The sequence below is a fragment of the Halomonas sp. IOP_6 genome, assembly GCF_021151565.1.
Classification (GTDB): Bacteria; Pseudomonadota; Gammaproteobacteria; order Pseudomonadales; family Halomonadaceae; genus Vreelandella; species Vreelandella alkaliphila.
Map to the genome: position 1 here is coordinate 286,411 of NZ_JAIRBO010000002.1, position 24,067 is coordinate 310,477.

Consider the following 24,067-nt stretch of genomic DNA (forward strand, 5'->3'; position numbering starts at 1 on the left):
AATAGGAATGGCGGCAACAGTAGGGGCAGGACAAACTACTGCGCTGCCAGACAAGCGTTTGTTCATGTCTGTTTTTTCAAAGACTGTTTTTTTCAAAGACTGAGGAGTACACCGTGAAAAAAGGCAAGATACGCGATAACGCACTGAAAGCGCAGCTGCGAACGCCTATGTTCAAAATGCAGCAGCAAACACCGAAAAAAGGTAAGGGTAGTTACTCCCGTAAAGGTAAGAGTGACGGGCGAGGATATCGCCAAGCCGCTTGAGCAGGCGTTTTGGCGATGCCTTCCCCAGGCATCTAATTGCTCGGCCTTTTTACCGAGCAACTCTCATCAGCTTGGCCGACCTATTGGGTCGGCTTTTTTAGTAGGTATTGATGAGGGGGAGGTTGATGACGTTTCCATTCGATAGCCTGACTGGTAAACGCTGCGCAGCCGAAGCCCATGGCGGCCATCCAATTCCAGCTTGCGGCGTAGTCGACTGACATGAGTATCCACCGTGCGCGTAGAGACACTACCTTTAATCCCCCACACTAGTTCCAAAAGATGGGCGCGTGTTAGCAGCTCGCCGACTTTAGAAAAAAATAGGGTTGCTAGTCTGTATTCCCGCTCAGTCAGCGCCACATAGCTCCCCGCGATACTGATGCTATGTTCTTCCTTATTAATAGAAAATATATCTGGGCAAGTAATCGCTGGTCTTGGAGTCTCGTAACCTGCGCGACGGCCAAGTGCGATAACGCGGGCAATTAATTCTCTTGGACGTAACGGCTTGGCTAAGAAGTCATCGGCGCCTTGTTCAAGTGCTTGTACGACGTCATCTTCGTTTTGGCTTGCAGTGATAAAAAGGATAGGGCCTCGCCAGCCATCATTTTGACGGAGATGGCCTACGACATCCATTCCGCAGCCATCAGGCAGATGCCAATCAACAATAAGAAAATCGAAACGTTTCTCTTGGGTAGCTCGGCGCAATTCGCTTGCGCGACTAAACAGCGACACTTGATGTTCGACAGAAGTAAGGCACTGTTCAATAAAAGCTTGCTGATCAAGGTCGTCCTCAAGCACACCGATATGCATAGCGCGTTACCTACCATTTCATCGTGTGATAAATCTCACACCGTTAAATGTAATTATTCATACCTTAAGTCTAGTTTAGGGGATGGTGATGACACAAAGGTTTACAGTTAACGCTTAAGTGGCAGAGCTATACTATTTCCACAGTTGAGGAGGGTGGAGATGATCAGCCAGTTGAATAAAAAACGACGTTGGGGTTTGGCTTATGTTTGCTTGAGTTTAGCATCAACAGCCCATGCGCTTGACGTACCTACAGGCCCTGTGGTGCTGGAAGTTGGCGGTAACATTGCGATGACCAATGTTGGTGATGAAGCGCATTTTGATAAATCGATGCTCGAGGCACTGGATCAACACACAACATTGACGAGCACTCCATGGCACAGCGGTGTAGTGAGTTTTGAAGGTCCGCTAGGGCGTGCCATCCTTGAAGCCGTTGACGCTAATGGTGAACAGCTGAGAGTTGTTGCGTTGAATGACTATGCGTCAACAATACCGATTAGCGATTTTTACGACTATAACGTTATTTTTGCCATGAGTGCAGATGGTAAGGCGCTGCGTGTACGAGATCATGGTCCACTGTTTGTCATCTATCCATTTGATGAAACCCCCTCGTTACTGAGTGAGGAGATCCTAACTCGCTCTGTATGGCAGGTGAAAAGAGTCGTTGTGGAATGAAAATGGTAGAGTAAACGAGAATATTACGAGACCAGGATTGCCGGATAGCTCTTATGCTGAAGTTTTTTAAACACTATTTTTCACGCCGTGTTAGGGTCGCTACGTTTTCAGCGATCCTTTTTTTTCTTTCAGCAATTATTACTGGCGGGGTTATTTTTCAGCGTCAGCATGCCATTGAGAATAGATTGCTAGAAAATTTAGTGTGGGCAGGCTATCAGTTTGATAGGGAGGTTCGAGAGTTTCATTTGGCGCTAGTTGATAGACAGGTTGGCAATATTTCTGTTGAAGACTTACTGCTTCGATTTGAAATTTTGTATAGTCGTAAAATGTTATTTCAACAAGGTGAAATTAGTGTCGCAGTTTCAAAAATAGAGGGGGTTGGTAGTTTAGTCGAGAAAACCAGCTTTATTATTAATGAGATGGACAATCTGATAGCGCCGGAGCGGGATTCTCCTGAAAGTATTAGTGCTACCGTTATTGTAGAATTGCTTGCTAACACTTTGATATTGCAGGGCTTAACAAACAGTATTTTGTTGGAAACGAATGCCAGCGTGGCAGGGGTGCGAACCCTTGAGCGTGAAAAAATGATGCAACTTTATGGCCTCGCGTTGGTGCTGCTATTGTTACTCATGTTCTCGGGAGGGATGCTGGTACGTGCATTGATTAGGGAGGGGAGAACTAGTTTGCGAAAAGCTCAGGCTTTAGAGGTTAAAAGTCGTGAACTTAAAGAGACAGCGAAGCAAGCTGAAATAGCCAGTCAAGCAAAATCAGAATTTATGGCAGTAATGAGCCATGAAATACGTACGCCATTAAATGGTGTGGTAGGTATGACGGACTTATTAAGCGATGAGGTTGAGGGAGAGAAAGCAGAGACATATTTATCAGCATTGAAACGTAGTGCAGAAAGTTTACGCGCTGTTATTAATGATATTCTTGATTATACCAAGATTGAAAGTGGCTATTTAGATCTCGATGCTCGTGCATTTGATGTGAAAGCGTGTATTGAAGAGCTGTGTGTAGGTTATCAGCTGCAGGATAATCATAAGAGCGTGACCTTCAGCTATTCAATTGATCCTGCGTTACCTCAGCTTGTGGTTGGGGACGTCGCTAGGTTACGCCAAGTAATGATGAATTTGATCAATAATGCACTCAAGTTTACTGAAGAAGGGTTTGTTAAATGCCATGTTGCCCCTAGGGGGGAAGACCGTTTATTTGTCGAGATACATGATACTGGCTGTGGGATTGCTGCTGCCGATCATGAACGATTATTTTCTGCCTTTTCTCAGGTGGACACATCTATCGCTCGACGGCATGAGGGCACTGGTTTAGGGCTGGCGATTTGCAAGCGATTAGTGGAAGCGATGCAAGGTGAGATTGGTGTGATCAGCGAAGTAGGTCTGGGGAGTCGATTCTGGTTTGTGGTTACTATGCCCAGGGCCGAGAACGTGGAGTTCTATCAGCCTAGCGAGCCTCGATTGGCATTAGTCGAAGATCATCATATTCTTATTGTCGAAGATAATCCGATTAATCAAATGGTTGCCAATGTCATGCTTGAGCAGCTAGGGCAGCGGAGTACAGTAGTGGAAAATGGTTACGCAGCCCTAGAATATTTAAAAGCACATGCCGCACAGTTAGATTTAGTCTTGATGGATATGCAAATGCCCATCTTAGATGGTGTCGAAACCACAAATCGTTGGCGTGAGTTTGAAACTGAACAGAATTTGCCGCGACTGCCAATCATTGCCATGACAGCCAATGTAATGGCTGAGCACCGTGACCGCTGCATTGAAAGCGGCATGGATAGTATGATTACCAAACCCTTTACACGATCAGAGCTGTATCAGGCGATCAGCCGTTACATCATCACAGAGGCAGCGTCTCCAGCGTTAATGTTAAGCGATCAAGAAGATGAAAGCGGTTTGAAGGAGAGGGATATTTTAGATCAGTGTATTTGTAATGAACTTAAGGAAGCTTTTGAACCAGCTCCATTAAATACGTTACTAACAGTCTTTTTTACTCGTTTTGAGGAGCGGCTGGAAAAGCTTACTAGGCACTATCAGTACGGGCAAAGAGAGGCACTACGTGAAGAAGCCCACTCCTTAAAGGGGGCCTCTGCTTCGTTGGGCTGCCTTGCCATAGGGGAAAAGGCGGGGCAATTAGAAGAAATAGCTCTGAATGCAGAGTCTTTGGAACTGACTAGATGTATAGATGAATTGGTCTCGTTACGCGAAAAATCTCAGCAAGCTTTAATCGCAGCTGGCTTGTTAACTCTTTCCTGCTAGCCTTTTCTAATGAACTCTTTCTTCCGGTTCCTTCCGCAGTGTCGGTTGTTCGAGGGCCTCTTTCATCCAGCGGTTAAATGCCTGTGCAGTTAAAGGGCGGGAAATATAATAACCTTGGCCAGCAGGGCAACCCGCCTCCACTAGCAGTGTTTGCTGAGCTGCATTCTCAATCCCTTCAGCGACCACTGTCATGCCAAGTTGTTTTCCAAGGTCGACAACCGACAGTGTGATTGCCAGCGCGCGGCTGTCTTGATCAATATGTGATACAAAGCTTCGATCGATTTTTAATTCGTTAAATGGGAGCCGATGAAGTTGAATAAGTGATGAGTAACCGGTTCCAAAATCATCCAAGGCGAGCTTGCATCCGCGTTGGCGCAATGCCTCCAAAATATGGCGTGCATAGCCCAGGCACTCAACGCCGACAGACTCAGTAAGCTCCAGCGTGAGATAAGGAAGTGCACTTTTTCGATGTTGAGTGAGCTTGTCAAATTTCTCCAGCATGTGCTCTGATTGAAGGAAAGCGGCAGGTACATTGATTGCTACCTGCAGGTTCCAGCCTAATGCTTGCCACTTTTCCTGCTGTTCAAAAGCGAGTTCGAGAATGCACCAAGTCAGCGGTCCCATTAGCCCACTTTTTTCTGCTAATGGAATAAAAGTATCTGGATAGAGCATGCCTCGCTTTGGATCCTCCCAGCGGACTAGTGCTTCTACTCCAGTAACCTGGCCGTTCTGTAAGTCTTTCTTCGGTTGAAATGCTAAGCAGAGTTGTTTCGCGCTGATAGCAGTCGCTAACTCGTCGCAAGTTGGTGCTTTAGGTGTCGCCTTTAACTGTTCAAGAAACGGAGTGAGATGAGTAAGAAGCTGGGATTTTGGAAGAAAGCCCAGCATTCTGAGGCTTCTGGCCTTACCAGTGGCAATGGCATGATCTGCGGTTTCTTCTGAGCAACTGCTGAGCAAAAGAATGGCGGCGTTCAAACGTAAATCGTAGAGGTAATCAAGAATATCAAGCCCGGTAAATTCGCCCAGACCAAAATCAAGTACGATCAACTCGGCCTCTAATAATGCTGGCTGTCGAGCCAGTTCCCCTAAACTGCCAGCTGTCACCACGTTGTATCCATGCTTGCAGAGCAGCATTTTACCCAGCAATTGCACATCACTATCGTCATCAATGACTAACGCGCTAGATGGCATATATCTTCCTTTGATTACTCGCGCCACAGGCGGCTTTTTTAACAGGGGCTTGGCGCGATGGCAGTGAGTGTGAACGTTGTACGGCAAAAACTAGCGCCCTTAGTTTTAGGGGAAACTAAGGGCACATTTTAATTGGGGGTAATCTAAAACGTTAGAAGGACTCCCACTCGGGTTGGCTTGTTGAACGTATTGGCCGTTGTGGCGCGTCTACTTGGGCAGGCTGATAATGACTACTTTGATTAAAGGGCATTTGGTAATGCGTTGTGTGCACGACAGAGGAGTCACTGAGCTTAAATGAGCCTACCAGCGCACTGAGTTTATCCGCTTGTTCACGCAGCTCCGCGGCAGCCGCACTAGACTCCTCGACCATGGAGGAATTGTGCTGCGTCATGCTATCCAATTCGCTCACTGCATCATTGACTTGACCAATACCAACACTTTGCTCTTTAGCGCCAGCGCTAATGTCGGCGATAACATCGGCAACCCGCTCAATACTGGTAACCATTTCTTTGATGGTCGCTCCCGTTTGCTTAACTTGCGTAACACCAGACTGTGTTCGCTGAACAGATGTGCTCACCAACTCTGCAATACTTTTTGAAGCATCGCTAGCACGGCTGGCGAGTGTGCGCACTTCTTGTGCAACGACCGCAAATCCGCGGCCGTGTTCGCCAGCACGCGCGGCTTCAACGGAGGCATTTAACGCTAATATATTGGTTTGGAATGCGATACCTTCAATCATGGTAACGATGTCGCTAATTTGGCTGGAAGAGTCACTGATAGCATCCATCGTACGTTCTACTTTATGCATAGAGTTAAGGCTTTGTTGCGCTGTGTCTCGTGTCGAAAGGGCTATCTGGTTAGCCTGCTGGGCAGATTCAGATGCATTGGTCACGACTGCCGCAATCTGCTCCATCGATGCAGATGTCTGCTGCAAGTTGGCAGCTGCTTGTTCCGTGCGCGACGCGAGTTCCTGGCTACTTTTAGCGATTTCAGTAGAGGCATGTTGCACACTGCTAGTACTTTGATTAACTGACTGTAAAGTGTCATCAATGCGTTTTATAAAGGCATTGAACTGATGAGCCAAATCACCAATCTCGTCACGACGACGGCTTTCAATACGTGCGGTAAGATCGCCATCTCCGTCAGTAATTTCTTTAATTCTGTGTGTGATGTGTTTAATTGCCCGAGACATCATTATTGGGCCAAATAATGCTAGCAATACGGCAAATACGAACACAACGATAGAAAAAATAACCGTACTTGTTTGCTGGAGTTTAATTCTCTGAGTGACTGCTAACTCCGCAGTAATAATAGCGGCTTCAATACTTTGATCAGACCAGTCATATATTTCTCTTAGTCGTTCAAAATGCTGTAAAGATGTGCCAGAGAGCGTGCTTAATGCTCTAGAGGTTTCACCCGAACGATGCAAGTCAAAAACGCGCTGACTCTCCTGGCGCCAATTTGAATATAAATTTTCAAAATTATTAAAATGGTTAATCAATTCAGGATAGTTTTGCATGCTTTGGGCATACCTTTGCATACGGTCATACGCTTGCTGAGCATTCTCCTCATAGCTTGCAATAAGCACTTCTGCTTGATCAGAATTAGGATCTGTCAATATATACTCAATTGCTGAAACTCTGGCCTGATATAGGTCACGATCACCATTCAGCGTTGCTGATAGCGCAGGAATATAATTGTCTGTAAACGTATTTAAACGGTTTTTGACCATATTAACCAGTAAAGCGTCTGCAATGACAACAGCGAGAAGCGCTAATGCAACACTGATAAAAGCAAGGGTGTATTTAAAGCTAATTCGATGGATATGACTCATGCTGGCCACTCCTAGGCTAGGAAATTATGAGTGGACAATAGCTGTAAAGGCCTCATTCAGTCGATAAGCGATGTGATCGTGTAACCTTTTTTAACATTTCAAATTAGTTCTATAGCTAACTTTTTTAAACTCTAAAATAGAGAATGTTATTCTTCTTATTGCTACTGATAGCCTTCTGCTTGCAAATGAAATAACGAAGCATACCTTCCGTTGACTGCTAGCAGTTCTTCATGAGTGCCGCGCTCAATAATATTCCCTTGGTCAATCACAATGATCTGGTCTGCGCTGCGCACTGTCGAAAAACGGTGGGAGATTAAAATCGTCATTTTATCTTGGCTATGTTCGCGGAAGCGGGCGAACACTTCGGCTTCCGCTGCGGCATCCATCGCTGCGGTAGGCTCATCCAATACTAAAATATCGGCATTGTGACGCATATAAGCGCGTGAAAGCGCTACTTTCTGCCACTGACCGCCCGATAGCTCCTGGCCATTTTTAAACCAACGCCCTAGCTGGGTTTGGTAGCCATGTGGCATGCGGTCGATAAAGCTATCCGCCATGCCATCGTGAGCGGCTTGCTGCCAGCGTTCTTGATCATCAAAGGCTTGAGTGTCGCCAACCCCAAGGTTTTCGCCAACAGAGAGTTGGTAACGCACAAAATCCTGGAAAATAACCCCAACCCGCATCCGTAATGCCTGGGTATCCCAGTGCTTGAGATCACTACCGTCCAGCAAAATGCGTCCTTTGGTCGGGTGGTAGAGCCGCGTTAATAGCTTAATCAACGTGGTTTTGCCCGAGCCGTTTTCCCCGACTAATGCAATACTTTTGCCCGGCGCTAAATGTAGCGAAATATTGTGCAGTACGTCGCTGCCACCGGGGTAGGCAAAGCTGACGTGTTCGAAGCGTAACCCATCACCTGGCGCTATACCTTTGGTGAGGTGGCCTTCTTCACCTTCGGTGGGTTGCTCGAGGTATTCGTAAAGATTGGAAAGATAGAGGTTGTCTTCGTACATACCGCTAATAGCAGTCAAACTTGCTGAAAGGGCGCTTTGGCCTTGTTTAAATACCATCAAATACATGGTCATTTGGCCAAGGGTAAGCGCGCCCGCGACAGTTTCAATCACTACCCAGGCGTAGGCAGCGTAAAATGTCAGCGTGCCCAGTAAGCCAAGAATAAATCCCCAGCCTTCCCGACGTAACGTTAGGCGGCGGTCTTCGGCAAATAGTTTGGTAAAGATATCCCGGTAACGCTGGAGAAACAGACCTTCTAAGCCGAAGAGCTTTACCTCTTTAATACTGTCTTCCCGAGCAAGCACTGTTTCTAAATAGATCTGCATACGGGTTTGCGGTGAGCGCCAGCGAAATAGCCGAAAGGCATCGCCGGAAAACTTCGCTTCTGAGAGAAACACGGGCAATGCCCCCACCACTAAAATGAGTAACGCCCAGGGGGAGAATTGCACCAGTAGAAACCCAAAGCTAGCCAGTGAAATAGCATTTTGTAGCAAGCCAAAGGTTTTATTCACCAGCGCGAGCGGGCGCGTAGACGCTTCCCGCCGTGCCCGAGTGAGCTGGTCGTACAATTCTGAATCTTCAAACTGGCTGAGTGACAGCGTGCCCGCTTTCTCTAGAATCATCACATTAACTTTCTGGCCCAGCAGCGCACGCAGTAGCGATTGCTGGGCCGAAAGGCCGCGTTGTGCTAGGGCAATAAACGCAATAATCAGCCCTTCCAAGGCGACTAAGCCTAATACAGGCGTTAGTGTTTCCCAGAGGTTGGGCGAACTCGCCGCCTGATAGCTGTCCATCGCCGCCACGACGCCATCTACAATCAGTTGGCCGACCCAGGCAGCCACGGCAGGTAGAACCCCTGCCACCAAGGTGCATAACGCTAAGCCCAGCATCATCCAGCGCGAGGTTTCCCACACTAGTGCAAGTGCACGTCGGCTATAGCGGAACACACTAAAGAAACCGCTCAGCGGTGAAGGAGAGGCAGTGTCGGACGGTAATGGCGGCATAGTGAGACAGGCAAGTACCTAGCAAGAAAGAGTGCCATGATGCGACGCTTTGGCGTTGATAGCCAGCCTACTGCTGTGCAGTGCGTAAACTGCCCAGCAGTAGGTGGAGATCAAACCATATTGCAAAGCGGATATTGAAAGGTCGTGGTGAACGTTGGGTGAACTAAAGTTTAAAGAGGCAGTACCGAGCCATCGGTGCGCGGCTCGGTACCGCCTTGGAGCACACCGCTGTCAGGGTCGCGTAGAATGATTTGACCCCGGCCAAAAGTAATGGAGTCGGCGACTTTTACGATGTGATGCCCGCGGCGGGCTAGGGCAAGTGCTAAGTGGTTGGGGAAGTCGGCTTCAACTTCAATTGTTTTGCCGTTGGTCCACTTCCAGCGTGGCATATCCAGTGCTGCCTGTGGGTTTAAGTGATCCTCTAGCATCGCTGTTACTACCTGCACATGACCTTGGGGCTGCATGTAGCCACCCATCACGCCGAAGGGCCCAACGGCTTGGTTATCTTTGGTGATAAAGCCGGGGATAATAGTGTGGTAAGTGCGTTTGCCGGGGGCTAACGCGTTGGGATGTTGTGGATCAAGGGAGAATGACCAACCCCGGTTTTGCAGGCTGATACCGGTGCCAGGCACGACCATTCCAGAGCCAAAGCCTTCAAAATTGCTTTGAATAAATGACACCATATTACCGTCATCATCTGCTGTTGCTAGATAGACGGTGCCGCCTTTTAGCGGGTTGCCATGGACCGGGTTAATGGCGTCTTGGCCAATAAGACCTGCGCGTTGCGAGAGGTAATCACTCGATAGCATTTGCTCAACGCTGGGTTGCATTGCGCAGCGTTCAGTAATGTAGCGTAAGCCATCTACATAACCCAGTTTTGTTGCTTCGATACGGCGGTGAAGGGTTTCCACCGGATCTGTCGATTGGTCATCTAGTGACTCAAGAATCCCCAGCGCTTGAAGCACAATTAACCCACTGCCGTTGGGGGGGATTTCCCAAATATCATGGCCCCGATACCGGACACTGATGGGGTTGACCCATTCTGGCTTGAACGCTTGTAAATCTTCTTTGCGTAAGAAGCCGCCATGCTGACGTGAAAAGGCATCCATCGCATCTGCTAGGCTTCCTTGATAAAACGCATCTGCGTGGCTGTTGGCAATTTCACGCAGCGTTTTTGCCATATCTGGAGAACGCCAAACATCACCCGCTTTGGGAGCCTGGCCATTGGAAGTAAAGTGCGTAAACCAGGGGATAAACTCTGTTGCTTTGTATTGACCATAGCGCTCTACGGCGCTTTCCCATAGTTGACTCGCTACTGGAGATACAGCGAAACCTTCTTCGGCTAATTCTATTGCTGGTGCTAACAACTGCTCAAACGGCAGTTTACCAAAACGCTCTGAAAGCGCAGCCCAAGCGCCAGGCGCACCCGGCACGGTGACCGGTACTAACCCATGGGCAGGCATTTCCTCATGGCCCAGGGCCTTAACGGCATCACATGAAATACTCTTTGGAGCAGGGCCGCTAGCATTGAGGCCATGTAGCTCACCTTTTACCCATACCAGAGCAAAGGCATCGCTACCAATGCCGTTCGAGGTAGGCTCAACAACGGTTAAAGTAGCTGCTGTCGCAATGGCGGCATCAATGGCATTGCCGCCTTTGCGTAAAATATCAATACCTACCTGCGCAGCAAGAGATTGAGATGTCGCGACCATCCCGCGTTTGCCAAAGGTAACCATGCGACGTGAAGCGGAAGGGTAATAGTGTGGATCAGTGTGCATGCCAGTCCTCGCATTTTTTGTTAGCTAATAAAAAGAGCGCCGTAAATTACTGCACTGATAACCACAAAGGCGGGGTGCATGTTGAAGCGCAACAAGGCGATAGCAGCCGCTATGCCGATAATCAGCGTATGGATAGCCCCGCTGGTGTTAAGGCTTTCGAGTAGAAAGCCTAAGGTTAACCACGCCATCATGATGGCGATTACCGGGCGTACCCACTGGCTCATACGCTTGACACGGGGAGAGTCACGATGACGATAAAGTAGCCCCAGTGCCCCCAGCATCAGCAGTAAAGAAGGAATAACCGTCGCGGAAACAGCTACAAATGCGCCGCCAATGCCGGCGATGTCATAGCCAATGTAGCCCGCCATTTTAGTCGCGATAGGGCTGGGGAGGGCGTTGCCCAAGGCGAGGGTCTCGGCAAACTCCTGAGAGGTCATCCAGCCATAACGGCTAACCACTTCGGCCTCGATGAGAGGAATAATGGCGGGACCGCCGCCATAGCCAATAATGTTAGGAATGAAAAACGCTAAGAAAAGCTCCCAGTAGATCATGCCGAGCCCTCCACGCGTTTTTTACCCGTTGGGCGCAGCATGGCTGTTAGCAAGATGGCACCAATGACCCAGCCAGGGTGGACACCCAGCCAATAAATTAATCCACCTGCAATGACTGCCATGAGCGCGCTTGCTAGCCAACCAAGAGCAGCTTGAGATTTGTCGAAAAAATCCCAAGTTAATTGCCCCATCATGATCATAACGACAGGAATAACTGCCTGCCCCATGCCACGTATCCAGGCAACGTCACGATAGCGACTAAAAATGCCTAACATGACAATCATCGCCGCAATCATGGGCACAATGACGGCAACAACAGCCGCAATGCAGCCACTGACGCCGCCCACCCGGTAGCCGATGTAGCCGGGCATCTTGGTCGCGATAGGACCGGGCAGCGTGTTGCCGATGGCAAGTACATCGGCAAACTCCTCATCGGTTAGCCACTTGTGCCGCGTCACAACTTCAGCACGTACTAGCGGTATCATGGCAGGCCCCCCGCCGAAGCCGAGGATGCCAACACGCAAGAAAGCCCAAAAGAGTGCCGACTGTTTCATATGCCCAGTGCCATTAGCAGCGGCATCTCAATTAAAAGCATCAATTTTGCCTCTTCATCGTTTATTTTATTTAAAATCGATTTTTCTGAATAAAATAGAATATAGGTTAGGCTATTGTGAGACGTCAACACCTAGCTCTAGAATCTCCGTTAACAGACGCGTTCGCGAAGATGCGCAAAAGGATCATGGAATGAACAAGCACATCCCACCTCCTGCTGATACTGCCTCTAGTCCTATTTATGATGCGTTGCGCAGAGATTTAGTCGGTGGCCGCTTTGCGGCTGGAGAAAAATTAGCCATTAATGCGCTGAAAGAGCATTACCAAGTAGGGCTAAGCCCGCTGCGTGAAGCATTAAATAAACTGGCGGCGTACGGCTTATTAATCCAAGAAAACCAACGTGGCTTCAGGGTTCCGAAGCTGTCGAGGGAGGAGCTGGATGACATTGCGCGCTTGCGCACTGAACTAGAAGGCATGGCGTTTGAGCGTGCCATTGCCCACGGCGATGCGGTATGGGAAGCCGATCTTTTAGCGGCGGCTCATCGTTTAAAACGTGCGGATGTATCACTCGATAAAGGGGAGGAGTGGGAACGTCTACATACTCAGTTCCATCGCACTCTGGTGGCGCCTTGTGGGTCGGTGTGGTTGCTTCGATTTATAGAGCAGCTGCACGATCAGTTTGATCGCTATCGCCGCTTGGGGCCCAAAATGCCCTCTATTCGCCAAGAGTTGGACGAGCAACACCATCAATTGGTGGAACTGGCGTTAAACAGAGATGGAAAAGCGGCTCGGGCCCTAATGGATGATCATATTCATAAGTCTTATGAAGTAGCGTTGGCACGGTACCAGGCGCACACCTGAAGCATTTGCTTGTTCTTGCAGGTACACTATTTCTTACCGGTACACGGGCAGGTCCTAGCCGTGGTAGTAGCCACTCTAATGTAAGGTAGTAGGCGTGATGCAAGAGGCGGATAATCAGATAGCAGAGCAGACGTTAGCGTGGGTGCGCACTTTTATTGTGGAACACAATATATGCCCGTTTGCTAAGCGCGAGCTTGACGGCGGTAACGTTCGGGTCGAGGTGGTGCGCTCGAAAAAAATCGACGTGGCATTGGAGGAACTAATAGCCGAAGTAGAATGGTTGAACGAGCATCCGGAAACGGAAACCACGTTGCTGATATTTCCTACGCTGTTTAAAAGCTTTGATCATTACCTGGATTATGTCGAACTGGCCGAAAGTCTGTTGGCAGAGTTGGGGTATGAAGGTGTTTATCAGCTAGCAACCTTCCATCCTGATTACTGTTTTGCCGATGCTGAGCCTGAAGACGCAGCGAATTACACTAACCGCTCGCCCTACGCGATGGTTCATCTATTGCGCGAGGCCAGCGTCGAAAAAGCGATTGCTTTTTACGGTGATACGGAACAAATCCCAGAGCGAAATATAGCCCACTTAACCGAGTTAGGCAGCGACGCCGCTGAAGAGCTTCTACAACGCTGCCTTAAGTAACCCGGTGACCTATGACGCCCTACCAATAAAGCGTGCCATTTTATCAAGTGGCCACTAAAGCGCTTTATACATTACGTAGCTATCGACTAACCCCTGGGATGCGTGCCGGTAGGCGTTAGGAATCGTGCCGACAATTGCGAACCCCAGCCGTTGCCACAGGGCGACGGCCACTTGGTTTGTGGCCACCACGGCATTAAATTGCATCGCTTCAAAGCCATGCTGACGCGCTACATGCTGCGAGTGTTCGCACATCTGGCGGGCGACACCTTTCCCCCTAGCAGCAGGCGTTACCATATAGCCGCAGTTACAAATGTGTTGGCCAGGGCCTGCTGCATTGGCTTTTAGATAGTAAGTGCCCAGTAACTCGCCTTGGCTATCTTTTACCGCAAATGACGCTTTGGGCTGCTGACACCACAATGCATAAGCTGCTGCAAAGGTAATATCAGGATCGATAGCGTACGTTTCTTGAGCGCTAACGATGGACTGAAAAGTAGGCCAGAAGACCGTGAAGTCCTCTTGCGTCATGGGTGTAAAGCTAAGTGTGGTCATGGTTTTAGCGTTTAGTTAATGGGTTATCGAGCGACATCTGCCACAATTTCATAGCTACGCAAGCGGTCGGCATGATCATAAAAGTCGCTATTGATCATTAACTCGTCAGCGCCAGTACGCGCCTGAAAGGCCTCTAGCTCAGCTTTGACCGTATCGGGCCCACCAATGATGGCGGCACCTAGGAACTGGCTTACTTGGGAGCGCTCCATCGGGGTCCAGTCCATCTGTTCAACTGGGGGCAGCGACTGGGTCGGCTTGCCTCGAATAAGGCTAAGAAATTTCTGTTGAGAGGTCGTTGCCAAGTAATGGGCCATGGCATCGCTTTCTGCGGCGATAACGGGTAGCCCTACCATGGCATGGGGTTTGTCTAAGTGCTCCGACGGCCGGAAGTTATCACGATAAAGCCGCAATGCTTCAAATAAGTAACCCGGTGCAAACTGGGCCGCAAATGCAAAGGGTAGCCCGAGTTTTGCGGCTAATTGCGCACTATAGCCGCTAGAGCCGAGTAGCCAGATAGGTACGTGGGTGCCTTGTCCAGGGACGGCTTTCACACGCTGCTGTGGATCCGCATCCGCTAAGTAGCTTTGTAACTCATTTAGCAGCTGTGGAAAGTCATCGACGCCCGCCTGAGCATTGCGGCGCATCGCCTGCATGGTGGCGCCATCTGAGCCGGGCGCACGGCCCAGTCCTAAATCAATCCGACCTGGGTAAAGTGTTTCTAAGGTGCCGAACTGCTCGGCAATCACCAGGGGCGGATGGTTAGGTAGCATGATGCCACCGCTGCCCACGCGTATAGTGGAGGTTTGCCCAGCAACATGACCAATTAATACGGCAGTTGCTGCGCTGGCGATGCCTGCAATGTTGTGATGTTCAGCCAGCCAATAACGCGTATAGCCGAGCTGTTCTGTCCGTTGCGCTAGGGACACGCTGTTGCGAAATGTTTCTTCAGCGCTACCACCTTGACGAATCGGTGCTAGATCGAGCACGGAAAGGGCGGTATTGGCGAGTTGGCTCATGGGGCACCTGCATTAAAAAGCGTATGGGCGGCTAAATTTACGGCGTGATTTATTAGCACGCTAGGTATTCCAGTGTTATGTGGGCAGGTAAGAAGAAATGCAAGGTGCCATTGTTGTCCGTTCGCAGCGTCGATTAATCAGTGGGTGGCGTTGGCCGAATTAAAATCTCGTTCACATCGACATGTGATGGTTGAGAAAGTGCATAAATCACGGCGTTGGCAATATCGCGATCTTCAAGCGCATGCTCTGGTGGCTTATCAAAGAAAGGGGTATCCACCATGCCCGGTTCAATCAAGGTAACGCGCATGCCCGTTCCGCGTAGCTCTTCACGCAAGTTATAGCCTATACCGGTCACTGCCCATTTTGTGGCGCTATACATCGAGCCTGGAATCGTAGTTCGTCCAGCAGCTGAGCCGGTTAATAGTACATGCCCTTTGCTCCGCTTTAGCGCGGGAAGGCATGCCTGAAGCGTTAGCCCCACACCGTAAATATTGGTCAGGATCATCTCACGCCAAGCGTCGTGATCTGCACCGCTAAAACCGCCGGGAGAACCACCGCGCCCAGCATTTGCAAAGACTGCATCAATACGCCCAAATGTTTCAATCGCTTGATCGACCATTGCTTGCTGTTGCGCCATGTCGGTGACATCCAACGCACATGTCAGCACGTTTTCTGGGCCAAGCTCCTGGGATAGTGCAGTAAGTTTGTCGGTAGAGCGGGCGGCAAGTATCAGCTTATAACCTTCACGTGAGGCTGCTCGCGCGGTGGCGGCACCAATTCCGCTTGAGGCGCCTGTAATCATTAGGACACGGTGCTGCATAGCGTGTGCTCCTAGCTCATTCAGAAAGGGGAGATATAAGAATGGCTAATTGCCCACCGTGTTGCAAATGAGCTGTTTCAGCTTGTGTGCGTGTTTTCGTCTTTGCGTTTGAGCATAGATGAAAGGTCGAGTATCGACTGCGCCATATCGGCCATGCTTTTACTGTGATCCATCGAGGTTTTACGTAAAAAACGATAAGCCTCTTCTTCGGTCATCTCCTGGTGGGCCATGATAAGGCCTTTGGCGCGTTCGATGAGCTTACGTTCACGCAGGGCTTTACGGGTATTTTCCAGCTCATCGCTAAGACCTTGAAGGTGGCTCGACTGGGCATGGGCAAGCTCAATCAGTGAACGTCCTAATGGAGAGGTTAAAGCGCTAGCTGTCAGCTCTCCTAATGGTTGTGTATCGCTCAAGGCAAGAAGCTGCTCACAGGGAGCAAGAGTTGGCTGGTTAGGAGGTGTTTTAGCCTGCTCTAACGTCGAATGCACCTGAGCGATTTTTTGATGACATAGCGCCGTTAATTGGCGGTTTAGGATGTCCTCAACGGCTTTGATGCTATCAATGCGTAATGTGGTTAGGTCGTACCATGTTTCGCTAAGCGTTTTGTCTACGCGGCCTTCTTGATGAGAGTGTTGACAAACATGTTGGTAAGCAATGTTACGAAGCTGCTGAATCCCCGCGAGTGTTCGCGGCGAGAGAGTCTGCTGCCAAACAAGATCAGCCTCGGATGAGGCAAACTCTTCAAAGGTGTCGAAGCAGCGTTGCTGATCGCGTACTAATTGGTGAATCAACTCGCGATGAGCATCGTCGAAATGCCCATGGGTAAAGCCAAAGGCACCACAGGCACGTTCTTGCCCAGCGAGTTCTTTGCCTTGCATAAGGTGAAAAATAGCCACTAGTGCGCGAGTGATATCCGGGTCTACCGAGGTATCTGCTGCTTCAAATACAATGGCGAGGAGTCCACTAATTAAGTGGTTAAAGGCTTGGGTTGCCGCATCAGGAGAGATCGCAAACGAATGAATGGCTTGTCGTAACGTGTTTAGGTCATCCAGGGCAAGCCACACCGCCGCGATCCGCCTGAGTAAGCGTGCCGCTGCCTGTGGTCGTGTTTCTTCGGTAAGCGCTTCTAGCCGCTGGCGCATAACGGTCTCGGCTTCATGGCTATGCTGTAAAAATTCCTTTCGCCGAGTAGCAAACCGTTTACCTTTCGAGACAAGGTAAATCGTCGAGGCGCCTCGTTCACGTTGGAGCGCATGGATAAAACCGCTAATGTCGCCAACGATCTCTGAGGTAGTGGCTAAGTGGTGCAGGCTATCGATATCGCATCGAAGGGCGGTTAAGAGTAGTTGTTGGGCTGAAGACATAGTGGTTTCCTTTTACTCCCCGCCTGAGATGAAATCCCCTCTGTTGCGATAAGTGTCGCGAAAACGTGTCGTAAAAAATCGTCACGGATAAAGCGTACAGAGGGGTAAGTGAATACTAACGCAGCGAGAGTGCGCCTGCGCTCGTGTCGCCGCCAACCGCATCACGGTAGGCGGTGGCTTCTTCGGCTTCTTCGGCTTCTGTGGCATCGCTGAAGCGTACTACCAGTACACAGGAAGCGAGCACTAATACGGTAATGCCAAGGTAAAAAAGCCCTTGTTGATAACCAAGACTTTCACTACGGAACAGAAAGGCGGCGGATACGGCACCGACGTTTCCACCCGCCCCCACAATACCGGCAACAGCCCCCAGTGCTTTTTTATTGATAAAGGGCACCACGCCAAATGTTGCTCCTTCGGCCATTTGAACAAACAGGCTAAAGACCAGCATGATGCCAATTGCGAGGCTTAAGACATGCATTTGTGAGAAGGCAATGAGTGCTATTCCTTCACATACCAAGGCGATAAACAGCCAGCGAACTCGCCCTTTTAAACCGCCTTGTTTGGCGAACAGGTCTGAAAAAACGCCGCCAAGGGTACGGGCGAAAATATTCATTAGGCCAAATAAGCCAGCGATTAAACCAGCGGTTGCCAGGGTCAGGTCAAACTTGTCGAAGAAGTAGATAGCGGCAATATTATTGATGGTTAGTTCGACGCCAAAGCAGAGCCCGTAAACAATAAACAGCGCCCATACGCGAATATCTTTTGCTGCGGTCAGAAAGCTTTGTACTGCGCTATTTTCACCTGTGGCTTCAGGTAGCTCACCGCGGGCGCGCAGGTCGCTAAAGTTGCCATCGGGAGCGTCTTGGGTAAACAGCCAATAGCCAATCCCAGTAAAAAACAGTACGACGCCAGGCACCACCATTGCTAAGCGCCACCCTAGCGTTTCACTAACGCCAAGCATTAGTAGACCTGAGAAGATCAGCGGCATCAGGATTTGCGTCGTACCGCCGCCCAAGTTCCCCCAGCCAGCACTGGTCGCATTGGCGGTGCCAACGACATTCGGCGCAAACATCATCGTGGTGTGATATTGGGTGATCACAAAGGATGCGCCGATGGCTCCGATGGCCAGCCGAGCGAGTAAGAAGGTCTCAAAGCTATTGGCAAAACCTATGCACATAACGGGCACAGCGCCGAGCATCAACAAACCGGTATAGGTTTTACGAGGCCCAATTTTATCGCACAGCACGCCAATGAGCAGGCGGACAATAACGGTAATAGCAACGGAGGCAATAATGGTATTGCCGATCTGCGTTTGGGTGAGTGATAAATCTTCACGGACCACTGCCATCAGTGGAGCGATGCCAAACCAACCAAAAAAACAGATATGGAACGCGAACCAGGAGAAGTGGAACGCACGCATTTGAGGGGTAGAGAAGTTTAATAGCCGAATGCGGTTAGCTTTATTGCGAATGTCCATGGATGGCCTCACAGAGCACGATACGAGTGGGTCAAAACATGGCGCTTGGAAAGGCGCTATGTTGTTAACGAGAACATGCCTTCGCCATTGAAGGGCAGGTTCGACGCACTCGTACCCGTTGGGCCTGGTCCACGCCTACCATCATTCAGTAAGAGTGAAGCAATTAGTTCGCCATAAGATTATTTTAATTTTAAAATCAGTTTCTTATGTGTGTTTGTTTAATAGGTGGAGAGTTTCAGTAGGCTGGTAATGCACCAAGGTGGCGCATCTGCGGTGAAGACGTGCGACACCTGAGTGCTGGTTATTCGTGCAAATAAACAGCGTCAATATCCAGTGTTGAACGTTCACCTATCGCTTCAAAGTGAGTTTCTAGCCAGCGTTCGGCGGCATCGCGCCCTTGCTCGAACAGATGGCATAGAAACGCCCATTCTGAGTTCATTTTGCTGGATACCGAGAGATCCTCTAGCGCCTGTTCGCCACTGATACGGTGGAAGAGCGCTTGCTGATAGCAGTTTTCGATTCCCTGTTCATCCAGTGTGCGCTTAAGCAGCGCAATCATGCGTATTTCTTTAATCAGGGCTGAATTAAAGGTAATTTCATTTAGTCGATTCATTATGGCTGAGGCAGACGTGGGGACTTCTTCTCTGATGATGGGGTTAATCTGCACCAACAGAATGTCGCGTGCGCTGCACTCCTCCATTAAAGGGAACAGCGCTGGGTTACCCATATAACCGCCATCCCAGTACGCTTCGCCCTCTATCTCAACCGCTTGAAATACAAATGGCAGGCAAGCAGAGGCCATGACTGCATCTACACTCATCTCTTCGCGGCGAAAGACGCGCTGTTTTCCAGTACGAACGTTAGTGGCCGTCACAAATAGCTTAAGCTGCTCACAACGTCTTACACGTTCGAAATCAATATGTTCGGCGACAATGTCACGCAATGGATTAATATTCAGAGGGTTCAGTTGGTAGGGGGATACCAAGCGGCTTAAAAGGTCCATAGCCACATAACCCGGTGAGTGATCGAGGGACCAGTTTCCGGTAAGTACATCAAGTGGCGAGCGGCGAATTGGGCTTGCCATACCCGCTCGGCTAACCGCTTTCCAAAACTGGTGTAGCGCCTGGCGAGCTGTCTCTTTGTTACCGCGGGTGAGGGCGTCTGCCATGACCACACCATTCATTGCGCCAGCGCTTGTGCCACTGATGCCCTCTATTTCGATACGGTCATCTTCAAGTAAGCGGTCGATGACACCCCATGTATAAGCACCGTGGGCTCCACCGCCCTGTAAAGCGAGATCTAGCTTTTTGATCTGCGACATTGCCTTCCCTGCTGAGTGAGTGATTAAAAGCGCAGTAACCCACTCAGCATGGCATAAAAGGGTGTGATATGTGTACGCCTGCTAGGCAGGCCCACAGCACGTCATCAAGGTGAATCTGCTAATGGTGAAGGGCGCCCATTTGAAAGGGGAACCTCATAAACGGCATGCTCCATCAGTTTATCAAGCTGGAGTGCTAGCTGACTGCTGGCTTCTTCCATCATAGCCAGTGCCGCAAGCTGGCCATTATGATCACCTTGGCGGGCAAACTTAAGTGCTTCTAAACCGCTTTCATGAAAACGCTTGTGCGGTGCCGCCAGCGCTTTGTAAGCCTCCGTATGCTTATAGCGATGACCGTCCCCCATAAAGTACCAATGCCCAAGCGTGCAGTGCTGGTGATCTTCTAAATTCTCTTCCAGATGAGCAGAGAGTAGTTGCCTATAAAGGCGGCTTTTCCATACCGCATGCTCGAGTTTGGCGGCGTGCAAATAAGCCGTAGTTGTACTGTGGTGTATGACCTTATACATATGGCGTGACTGGTCTATCAACTGCTCAATGACATGTTCTGCTGCTTGGGCGGCGCTGGTTAAGGCCTTTATTTCCTGCTGCTGATAATCACGGATCTTTGCATCTTCATTGACTTGCAATGCCGTGCGCTCGATCCACTGCGCTAGCTGATGCGCTAATTGCCGAGAGTGTTCTGATAACTCTTGCAGGTCCTGGACAATTGCTGGCATGCCTGCCGGTTGTTCATGAAAGTGAGCGACTTCCAAGGCCGCAGTAATGGCTAACGCTTGTGTATGGCCTGCGCTGTGCCCTAATTCGACACTCAGCTGACGTATATCGTGGAAGGCTTGCTCAGTCACTAAAGGGGACGCTAAATACGTGTCTATTTGCTGGCAGCGTTGGCGGTGTTGCTGCAACGTTTGTGCGCTTTGCTCGGCTTTATGGAGTCGGCTGAAAGTGTCAGTAAGTGTCGATTGCTCGGCAGCAAGGTGCTGAGCATGCACTTCTACGCCTTTGCTCAATGAGCAAAGCATGTCCGCGCCCCTGGCCTGAAGCATGCTGAGCGACTCAACCGGCGTCATCAAGCTGATCGCGCGACAGCGGTGGCGCTTTTTTTCAGCCTCTAATTGGGCATTCAACGCTGCCACTTCTTGCTCTAGGCGATGGATAGTTTGATACGGATGCATAAAAGCAAACATGGCCAGTACCTGCAAAATAGTAAATAGCTTTGTGATGTTTTGTCACAAAGTATTGCAGGTGGTTGCCGTGCGTGCCGGAGTTACCTGGTATTAATGATGAAAACCAGTCTCTTGCGTTTTTGAGGACTATGTTTCTTAATGTATCCGAGTCAGTCTCAAAGATTAGTCTCAAAGGCGAATTTTAAAGACCAGCCTTAAGGCTGGTCTCACAAAGTGGGCAGCTTCGCCGCTCACCAGTTTTGATGGGAAAATTATCAGCGTTGGGCTAAGTGGGGAGCATTGTCGTTTGGGCAGCGCAGAAACTGCGACGTTGCTAACCACTCTTCATCAGGGTAGTAGGCGAAGACATACTGGTTCTCTTTCAAACTGTCGATAAGAGGATACGTGATGTCTTCGCGTACTGCAGGACAGCCGTGGCTACGTCCGAGCCTGCCAGTCTGGGTAATAAAGTCGTCGCTAACATAGTCAGCGCCATGGATCACAATCGCTCGCTCAAACGCCAAGTCATTAACCTCTGGCTCTAAGCCATCCAGGCGCAATGAATAGCCATTACGACCATAATAACTATTCATTGTGCGAAAGAGCCCGATGCTGGATTGGTGGCTCTCGGGGGTATTGGAGAAGACCTCTGCCAACGCATCGCCAGAGCCTTGCCCATGAGAAACCAGCTCTTCAAATAGCAGCTTATGTCGATGCAGGTCGAAGACCCAAAGCCGTGGCTCGGTAGACGGAAGCGAGTAATCAATGACGGCTAAGCGCTCAGCGGTTGGGTCCGCACAGCTAAGCGATTGAGCGGCGAGTCGCAGCGCCTCTGGCGTTGCTGATGGGGCTAGTTGGAGTAGTTGATGATGCAAGGGCGAAACGCCGGGAGGTGCTGCAGAAGCGACCTGTGAGAAAAAGCTAGCGGCTTGTAAGGGAAGGCTCAATAACAACAGTGGAAGCGACAAAATGGCGGTAGAAGCACGTAGGTAAAAAGGCATAGAGTGCAATCCTGCAATAGATATCGACGAAGGAGACATGTAAACGGCTATGATAAATAGATGTAGCGTAATAATGATGAATCGCAATGATAAATAGCGACGATGAATAGTAACGCAAGGAGGAGCGATGAACGAGACAACGTTAATTAGACGATGGGCGATAGGGGTGGCTCTATGTCTGACGCTGATCCAAGCGCCTCAGTTGGTTACCAGCGCGCAAGCTGATACAGGCGCTCTTGGGCAGGCGTTAGCTCAGCGTTTAGATACTCAATCCAGTGCGTTACTGCCTGTTGAGGACTTTTACCAGCAGCTAAATCAACGGCCCGTCTGGCAAGATATCAGCCGTGTTGAAGCACTGGTGCAGGCGTTAAATAGTCTTGAAGATGATGGTTTAGCGCCTAGTGATTACGATGCGGGCATCCTGCTAAACGCATTTCAGACTAGCCAGCAAGCAGGTGCGTTGGCGCAAGCTGACTTTGATATTCAGGCCACGACAGCACTTTTACTCGCACTTGAGCACCTTTCGCGGGGCAAGGTGAATCCAAACGAGGTCGAGCCGAAATGGGATATCCCTAGGCCTGAGCGCCGCTACTCTTTGCTGCGCATTGCCCATGCGGTGGAAAATGACGATATTCAGGGCGCGTTTGACTATGTGAGGCCCTCATCAACGGAGTACGCTCAGCTACGCGATGCGCTGCGTCAATACCGTACGCTGGCTGAAAAAGGCAATGTTCCCTACCTGGCAGGTCGAGATGAGGCGTTACGCCCAGGTGATACTAATGAGGATGTGCTGATATTGCGACAGCGCTTGGCCTATTGGGGAGAAACCAACTTGCTGGCGGCAGATAGCAATGCCTACCCAATGATTGAGGTTCAATCTGCGGTTAGCAACCAGCGTACCTATGATGCTGAGTTAGAAGGGGCAGTTAAGCAATTTCAACGTCGTCATCAGTTGCAAGAAGATGGTGTTGTGGGTCAGCGCACGCGGCTTGCATTGAACACGCCGGTCACGTCGCGAATCGATCAACTGCGTGTCAACTTAGAGCGGGCGCGTTGGATCAGGCCCATTCAAACCAATGAACCGCGCGTGTGGGTTGACATTGCGGGGTATCGATTGCACTACACTCGGCCTAATGGTGAGCACTGGGATACCAGAGTGGTAGTCGGCACACCGCGGCGCGAAACGCCTATTATTCATTCGGCGATTAGCCACTTAACCATCAACCCGTCATGGACGATTCCACCGACCATTATGCGCGAGGACGTCTTACCTCAGGTTAGACGAGATCCAGGCTATTTGGCCCGGCGTAATATCCAAGTGATAAGCCACTCCGGCGAGCGGTTAAACGCTGACGCTATTGACTGGCAACGGCCTGGTGCAGTGATGTTGCGCCAAGTATCAGGTGGCGGTAATCCGCTAGGCCGCGTGGTGGTACGTTTTCCCAACAGCGAAATGATCTATCTTCACGATACACCCGCCAGAGGGTTGTTTCAGCGCGATCAGCGAGCGCTCAGCTCTGGTTGTGTGCGCGTTGAAGGCGTAACGGAATTTGCGCAGTTACTGCTTCAAGATAGTGGCAGTCGCTACCAACTGTCCTCGTTGCTTAACAGTAGTGGAAGTGATCGTAATGTTAATCTCCCTCAGCGTATTCCTGTCGCGCTGCACTACTTAACGGCCTGGCCAAATGCTCAAGGGGAAGTAGAATTCCGCGATGATATTTACCGTCGTGACGCCGACCTGTTGGCTGCATTGTCACGAGCGGTATAACGTGAAGGGCGGATTGATTGCTAGGTTTTCTATAAGAATGGTTTATAAGCAAGGTTTGTAAACGTAGACTTGCTTCAAAGCAATAACGCCGCCCTTCAGGGCGGCGTTATTGTTCAATGTA

21 protein-coding genes are annotated in these 24,067 nt (G+C 49.9%); 6 read left to right on the forward strand and 15 right to left on the reverse strand.

The genetic code is table 11. From position 1 onward, the window contains the following. Positions 1–113 precede the first annotated feature (113 nt). Positions 114–263, forward strand: coding sequence for an alternative ribosome rescue factor ArfA (gene arfA / locus K7H08_RS04870; RefSeq protein WP_084183661.1), 150 nt, complete (start codon positions 114–116; stop codon positions 261–263). A gap of 66 nt (positions 264–329) precedes the next feature. Here arfA and K7H08_RS04875 read toward each other — a convergent pair whose 3' ends face one another. Then, positions 330–1,070 (reverse strand): response regulator transcription factor, encoded by a 741-nt coding sequence (locus K7H08_RS04875; RefSeq protein ID WP_231657332.1) that lies wholly within the window; start codon positions 1,068–1,070, stop codon positions 330–332. Between the two features lie 159 nt (positions 1,071–1,229). Here K7H08_RS04875 and K7H08_RS04880 point away from each other — a divergent pair, with 159 nt between their 5' ends. Continuing rightward, on the forward strand, positions 1,230–1,742 hold the full coding sequence (locus K7H08_RS04880) for a hypothetical protein (protein WP_231657333.1): 513 nt from the start codon (positions 1,230–1,232) through the stop codon (positions 1,740–1,742). Positions 1,743–1,795: 53 nt separating this feature from the next. After that, positions 1,796–4,024, forward strand: coding sequence for an ATP-binding protein (locus tag K7H08_RS04885; protein WP_231657334.1), 2,229 nt, complete (start codon positions 1,796–1,798; stop codon positions 4,022–4,024). 6 nt (positions 4,025–4,030) lie between these two features. On the opposite strand, the gene K7H08_RS04890 is transcribed toward K7H08_RS04885, so the two are convergent. The 6 genes from K7H08_RS04890 to K7H08_RS04915 all read right to left on the reverse strand — a co-directional run bounded on the left by K7H08_RS04890 (position 4,031) and on the right by K7H08_RS04915 (position 11,944). Further along, on the reverse strand, positions 4,031–5,215 hold the full coding sequence (locus tag K7H08_RS04890) for an EAL domain-containing response regulator (protein ID WP_231657335.1): 1,185 nt from the start codon (positions 5,213–5,215) through the stop codon (positions 4,031–4,033). Between the two features lie 151 nt (positions 5,216–5,366). Continuing rightward, positions 5,367–7,049, reverse strand: a complete 1,683-nt coding sequence (locus K7H08_RS04895; protein WP_231657336.1) for a methyl-accepting chemotaxis protein — start codon at positions 7,047–7,049, stop codon at positions 5,367–5,369. A gap of 161 nt (positions 7,050–7,210) precedes the next feature. After that, on the reverse strand, positions 7,211–9,061 hold the full coding sequence (locus tag K7H08_RS04900) for an ABC transporter ATP-binding protein (RefSeq protein WP_231657337.1): 1,851 nt from the start codon (positions 9,059–9,061) through the stop codon (positions 7,211–7,213). Positions 9,062–9,231: 170 nt separating this feature from the next. Then, positions 9,232–10,839: a gamma-glutamyltransferase family protein gene (locus K7H08_RS04905; protein ID WP_231657338.1), complete on the reverse strand. Its 1,608-nt coding sequence runs from the start codon at positions 10,837–10,839 to the stop codon at positions 9,232–9,234. 20 nt (positions 10,840–10,859) lie between these two features. After that, entirely contained in the window at positions 10,860–11,390 is a 531-nt protein-coding gene (locus tag K7H08_RS04910; protein ID WP_095602539.1) for a chromate transporter, read from the reverse strand. Further along, complete coding sequence (locus tag K7H08_RS04915; protein ID WP_120385600.1) at positions 11,387–11,944, reverse strand: chromate transporter; 558 nt, start codon at positions 11,942–11,944, stop codon at positions 11,387–11,389. Before K7H08_RS04915 ends, K7H08_RS04910 begins: the two co-directional genes overlap by 4 nt. Positions 11,945–12,134: 190 nt before the next feature. Here K7H08_RS04915 and K7H08_RS04920 point away from each other — a divergent pair, with 190 nt between their 5' ends. Both K7H08_RS04920 and K7H08_RS04925 read left to right on the forward strand, forming a co-directional pair. Continuing rightward, positions 12,135–12,803 carry a GntR family transcriptional regulator gene (locus tag K7H08_RS04920; RefSeq protein ID WP_193084762.1) on the forward strand — a complete coding sequence of 223 codons (669 nt, stop codon included), beginning with the start codon at positions 12,135–12,137 and terminating at the stop codon, positions 12,801–12,803. Between the two features lie 97 nt (positions 12,804–12,900). Beyond that, a complete protein-coding gene (locus K7H08_RS04925; protein ID WP_038482014.1) occupies positions 12,901–13,449 on the forward strand; it encodes a DUF1415 domain-containing protein in 549 nt (182 codons plus the stop codon). A gap of 54 nt (positions 13,450–13,503) precedes the next feature. Here K7H08_RS04925 and K7H08_RS04930 read toward each other — a convergent pair whose 3' ends face one another. The 8 genes from K7H08_RS04930 to K7H08_RS04965 all read right to left on the reverse strand — a co-directional run bounded on the left by K7H08_RS04930 (position 13,504) and on the right by K7H08_RS04965 (position 22,178). Next, positions 13,504–13,998 carry a GNAT family N-acetyltransferase gene (locus K7H08_RS04930; RefSeq protein WP_038482017.1) on the reverse strand — a complete coding sequence of 165 codons (495 nt, stop codon included), beginning with the start codon at positions 13,996–13,998 and terminating at the stop codon, positions 13,504–13,506. A gap of 23 nt (positions 13,999–14,021) precedes the next feature. Continuing rightward, on the reverse strand, positions 14,022–15,014 hold the full coding sequence (locus K7H08_RS04935; RefSeq protein WP_038482020.1) for an LLM class flavin-dependent oxidoreductase: 993 nt from the start codon (positions 15,012–15,014) through the stop codon (positions 14,022–14,024). Between the two features lie 133 nt (positions 15,015–15,147). After that, entirely contained in the window at positions 15,148–15,834 is a 687-nt protein-coding gene (locus tag K7H08_RS04940; RefSeq protein ID WP_038482024.1) for an SDR family oxidoreductase, read from the reverse strand. Positions 15,835–15,911: 77 nt separating this feature from the next. After that, positions 15,912–17,198, reverse strand: a complete 1,287-nt coding sequence (locus K7H08_RS04945; protein ID WP_038482027.1) for a nitrate regulatory protein — start codon at positions 17,196–17,198, stop codon at positions 15,912–15,914. A 115-nt stretch (positions 17,199–17,313) separates the two neighbouring features. Next, complete coding sequence (locus K7H08_RS04950) at positions 17,314–18,675, reverse strand: NarK family nitrate/nitrite MFS transporter (protein WP_231657339.1); 1,362 nt, start codon at positions 18,673–18,675, stop codon at positions 17,314–17,316. A gap of 301 nt (positions 18,676–18,976) precedes the next feature. Continuing rightward, entirely contained in the window at positions 18,977–19,996 is a 1,020-nt protein-coding gene (locus K7H08_RS04955; RefSeq protein WP_231657340.1) for a patatin-like phospholipase family protein, read from the reverse strand. Positions 19,997–20,100: 104 nt separating this feature from the next. Beyond that, entirely contained in the window at positions 20,101–21,198 is a 1,098-nt protein-coding gene (locus tag K7H08_RS04960) for a CZB domain-containing protein (protein WP_231657341.1), read from the reverse strand. 254 nt (positions 21,199–21,452) lie between these two features. Continuing rightward, a complete protein-coding gene (locus K7H08_RS04965; protein ID WP_231657342.1) occupies positions 21,453–22,178 on the reverse strand; it encodes a murein L,D-transpeptidase catalytic domain family protein in 726 nt (241 codons plus the stop codon). A gap of 127 nt (positions 22,179–22,305) precedes the next feature. On the opposite strand from K7H08_RS04965, the gene K7H08_RS04970 reads away from it, so the two are divergent. Then, on the forward strand, positions 22,306–23,946 hold the full coding sequence (locus tag K7H08_RS04970; RefSeq protein WP_089038895.1) for a L,D-transpeptidase family protein: 1,641 nt from the start codon (positions 22,306–22,308) through the stop codon (positions 23,944–23,946). Positions 23,947–24,067: the final 121 nt, after the last annotated feature.

Coding starts and splice junctions, on each gene's coding strand:
- K7H08_RS04905 (WP_231657338.1), bottom strand. CDS start 10,839: ATGCACACTGATCCACACTATTACCCTTCCGCTTCACGTCGCATGGTT.
- K7H08_RS04950 (WP_231657339.1), bottom strand. CDS start 18,675: ATGGACATTCGCAATAAAGCTAACCGCATTCGGCTATTAAACTTCTCT.
- K7H08_RS04960 (WP_231657341.1), bottom strand. CDS start 21,198: ATGTTTGCTTTTATGCATCCGTATCAAACTATCCATCGCCTAGAGCAA.
- K7H08_RS04875 (WP_231657332.1), bottom strand. CDS start 1,070: ATGCATATCGGTGTGCTTGAGGACGACCTTGATCAGCAAGCTTTTATT.
- K7H08_RS04925 (WP_038482014.1), top strand. CDS start 12,901: ATGCAAGAGGCGGATAATCAGATAGCAGAGCAGACGTTAGCGTGGGTG.
- K7H08_RS04930 (WP_038482017.1), bottom strand. CDS start 13,998: ATGACCACACTTAGCTTTACACCCATGACGCAAGAGGACTTCACGGTC.
- K7H08_RS04920 (WP_193084762.1), top strand. CDS start 12,135: ATGAACAAGCACATCCCACCTCCTGCTGATACTGCCTCTAGTCCTATT.
- K7H08_RS04935 (WP_038482020.1), bottom strand. CDS start 15,014: ATGAGCCAACTCGCCAATACCGCCCTTTCCGTGCTCGATCTAGCACCG.
- K7H08_RS04915 (WP_120385600.1), bottom strand. CDS start 11,944: ATGAAACAGTCGGCACTCTTTTGGGCTTTCTTGCGTGTTGGCATCCTC.
- K7H08_RS04965 (WP_231657342.1), bottom strand. CDS start 22,178: ATGCCTTTTTACCTACGTGCTTCTACCGCCATTTTGTCGCTTCCACTG.
- K7H08_RS04885 (WP_231657334.1), top strand. CDS start 1,796: ATGCTGAAGTTTTTTAAACACTATTTTTCACGCCGTGTTAGGGTCGCT.
- K7H08_RS04940 (WP_038482024.1), bottom strand. CDS start 15,834: ATGCAGCACCGTGTCCTAATGATTACAGGCGCCTCAAGCGGAATTGGT.
- K7H08_RS04880 (WP_231657333.1), top strand. CDS start 1,230: ATGATCAGCCAGTTGAATAAAAAACGACGTTGGGGTTTGGCTTATGTT.
- K7H08_RS04945 (WP_038482027.1), bottom strand. CDS start 17,198: ATGTCTTCAGCCCAACAACTACTCTTAACCGCCCTTCGATGCGATATC.
- K7H08_RS04895 (WP_231657336.1), bottom strand. CDS start 7,049: ATGAGTCATATCCATCGAATTAGCTTTAAATACACCCTTGCTTTTATC.
- K7H08_RS04910 (WP_095602539.1), bottom strand. CDS start 11,390: ATGATCTACTGGGAGCTTTTCTTAGCGTTTTTCATTCCTAACATTATT.
- K7H08_RS04970 (WP_089038895.1), top strand. CDS start 22,306: ATGAACGAGACAACGTTAATTAGACGATGGGCGATAGGGGTGGCTCTA.
- K7H08_RS04900 (WP_231657337.1), bottom strand. CDS start 9,061: ATGCCGCCATTACCGTCCGACACTGCCTCTCCTTCACCGCTGAGCGGT.
- K7H08_RS04890 (WP_231657335.1), bottom strand. CDS start 5,215: ATGCCATCTAGCGCGTTAGTCATTGATGACGATAGTGATGTGCAATTG.
- K7H08_RS04955 (WP_231657340.1), bottom strand. CDS start 19,996: ATGTCGCAGATCAAAAAGCTAGATCTCGCTTTACAGGGCGGTGGAGCC.